Genomic DNA, 2,960 nt, shown 5'->3' on the forward strand with positions numbered 1-2,960 from the left:
CAAAACTTCTTGGGTGTTGTATGGTTAAGCCTCACGGGCAATTAGTATCAGTTAGCTCAAGACCTCACAGTCCTTACACACCTGACCTATCAACGTTGTAGTCTCCAACGACCCTTTAGGGGACTTAAAGTCCCAGTGAGAACTCATCTCAAAGCCTGCTTCCCGCTTAGATGCTTTCAGCGGTTATCAGTTCCGAACGTAGCTACCGGGCAATGCCACTGGCGTGACAACCCGAACACCAGAGGTTCGTCCACTCCGGTCCTCTCGTACTAGGAGCAGCCCTCTTCAATTCTCAAACGCCCACGGCAGATAGGGACCGAACTGTCTCACGACGTTCTAAACCCAGCTCGCGTACCACTTTAAATGGCGAACAGCCATACCCTTGGGACCGACTTCAGCCCCAGGATGTGATGAGCCGACATCGAGGTGCCAAACACCGCCGTCGATATGAACTCTTGGGCGGTATCAGCCTGTTATCCCCGGAGTACCTTTTATCCGTTGAGCGATGGCCCTTCCATACAGAACCACCGGATCACTATGACCTACTTTCGTACCTGCTCGACGTGTCTGTCTCGCAGTTAAGCTGGCTTATGCCATTGCACTAACCGTACGATGTCCGACCGTACTTAGCCAACCTTCGTGCTCCTCCGTTACTCTTTGGGAGGAGACCGCCCCAGTCAAACTACCCACCAGACAGTGTCCCCAAGCCCGATTAGGGCCCCAGGTTAGAACATCACGCATACAAGGGTGGTATTTCAAGATTGGCTCCACCACATCTAGCGACGCGGTTTCAAAGCCTCCCACCTATCCTACACATGTAGGAGCAATGTTCACTGTCAAGCTATAGTAAAGGTTCACGGGGTCTTTCCGTCTAGCCGCGGGTATACGGCATCTTAACCGCAAATTCAATTTCACTGAGTCTCGGGTGGAGACAGTGTGGCCATGATTACGCCATTCGTGCAGGTCGGAACTTACCCGACAAGGAATTTCGCTACCTTAGGACCGTTATAGTTACGGCCGCCGTTTACCGGGGCTTCGATCATGAGCTTCGCTTGCGCTAACCCAATCAATTAACCTTCCGGCACCGGGCAGGCGTCACACCGTATACGTCATCTTTCGATTTTGCACAGTGCTGTGTTTTTAATAAACAGTTCCAGCCACCTGGTTACTTCGACTCTCCTGTGCTTACACCGCAAGGGCTTCACACTAGAGAGCGTACCTTCTCCCGAAGTTACGGTACTATTTTGCCTAGTTCCTTCACCCGAGTTCTCTCAAGCGCCTTAGTATTCTCTACCTAACCACCTGTGTCGGTTTGGGGTACGGTTCCTATATATCTGAAGCTTAGAAGCTTTTCCTGGAAGTATGGCATCAACAACTTCAGTCCCGTGGGACCTCGTCTCGTGTCTCAGAGTTCTCAATGAAGAGAGCGACCCGGATTTACCTAAGTCACCATCCTACACACTTTCACATGGACAACCAGCGCCATGCTTGCTTAGCCTGCTCCGTCCCTCCTTCGCAATATATAGAAGTACAGAAATATTAATCTGTTTCCCATCGACTACGCGTTTCCGCCTCGCCTTAGGGGCCGACTTACCCTGCCCTGATTAACATGGGACAGGAAACCTTGGTCTTTCGGCGGGGGAGTTTTTCACTCCCCTTATCGTTACTCATGTCAGCATTCGCACTTCTGATACCTCCAGCAAACCTTACGATTCACCTTCAACGGCTTACAGAACGCTCCCCTACCACTTGACCCTAAGGTCAAATCCGCAGCTTCGGTGCATAGTTTAGCCCCGTTACATCTTCCGCGCAGACCGACTCGACTAGTGAGCTATTACGCTTTCTTTAAAGGGTGGCTGCTTCTAAGCCAACCTCCTAGCTGTCTATGCCTTTCCACATCGTTTCCCACTTAACTATGACTTTGGGACCTTAGCTGGCGGTCTGGGTTGTTTCCCTTTCCACAACGGACGTTAGCACCCGTAGTGTGTCTCCCGCATATCACTCATTGGTATTCGGAGTTTGCAAAGGGTTGGTAAGTCGGGATGACCCCCTAGCCTTAACAGTGCTCTACCCCCAATGGTGTTCGTGCGAGGCTCTACCTAAATAGATTTCGGGGAGAACCAGCTATCTCCCGGCTTGATTAGCCTTTCACTCCGACCCACAAGTCATCACCGCATTTTTCAACATACGTGTGTTCGGTCCTCCAGTTGATGTTACTCAACCTTCAACCTGCCCATGGGTAGATCGCCGGGTTTCGGGTCTATGCCCTGCAACTAAACGCGCAGTTAACACTCGCTTTCGCTACGGCTCCCCTAATCGGTTAACCTTGCTACAGAACATAAGTCGCTGACCCATTATACAAAAGGTACGCAGGCACCAGACTAAATCCGGCTTCCACTGCTTGTACGTATGCGGTTTCAGGTTCTATTTCACTCCCCTCACAGGGGTTCTTTTCGCCTTTCCCTCACGGTACTGGTTCACTATCGGTCAGTTAGGAGTATTTAGCCTTGGAGGATGGTCCCCCCATATTCAGTCAAGATTTCTCGTGTCCCGACCTACTCGATTTCACGGTAAGTTTATTTTCGTGTACGGGGCTATCACCCTGTATCGCTGCCCTTTCCAGAGCATTCCACTAATGTACAAACCGCTTAAGGGCTAATTCCCGTTCGCTCGCCGCTACTAAGGAAATCTCGGTTGATTTCTTTTCCTCGGGGTACTTAGATGTTTCAGTTCTCCCGGTTCGCCTCACATAGCTATGTATTCACTATATGATACCCAACTTATGTTGGGTGGGTTTCCCCATTCGGACATCTGAGCCTATAACGCCTTTTATCGGCTTAACTCAGCTTTTCGCAGATTAACACGTCCTTCATCGCCTCTAACTGCCAAGGCATCCACCACATACGCTTAGTCACTTAACCATACAACCCCAAAAAGTCTTGCTGGTCTTTTGTCATTTA

The 2,960-nt window shown here is 50.4% G+C and carries 1 rRNA gene; it reads right to left on the reverse strand.

Features of this window, described 5'->3' with window-relative positions:
* Positions 1-20 precede the first annotated feature (20 nt).
* Positions 21-2,921, reverse strand: a 23S ribosomal RNA gene (locus ND16A_RS09045).
* Positions 2,922-2,960 lie beyond the last annotated feature (39 nt).

It is taken from the genome of Thalassotalea sp. ND16A (assembly GCF_000764205.1).
Taxonomy (GTDB): Bacteria; Pseudomonadota; Gammaproteobacteria; order Enterobacterales; family Alteromonadaceae; genus Thalassotalea_A.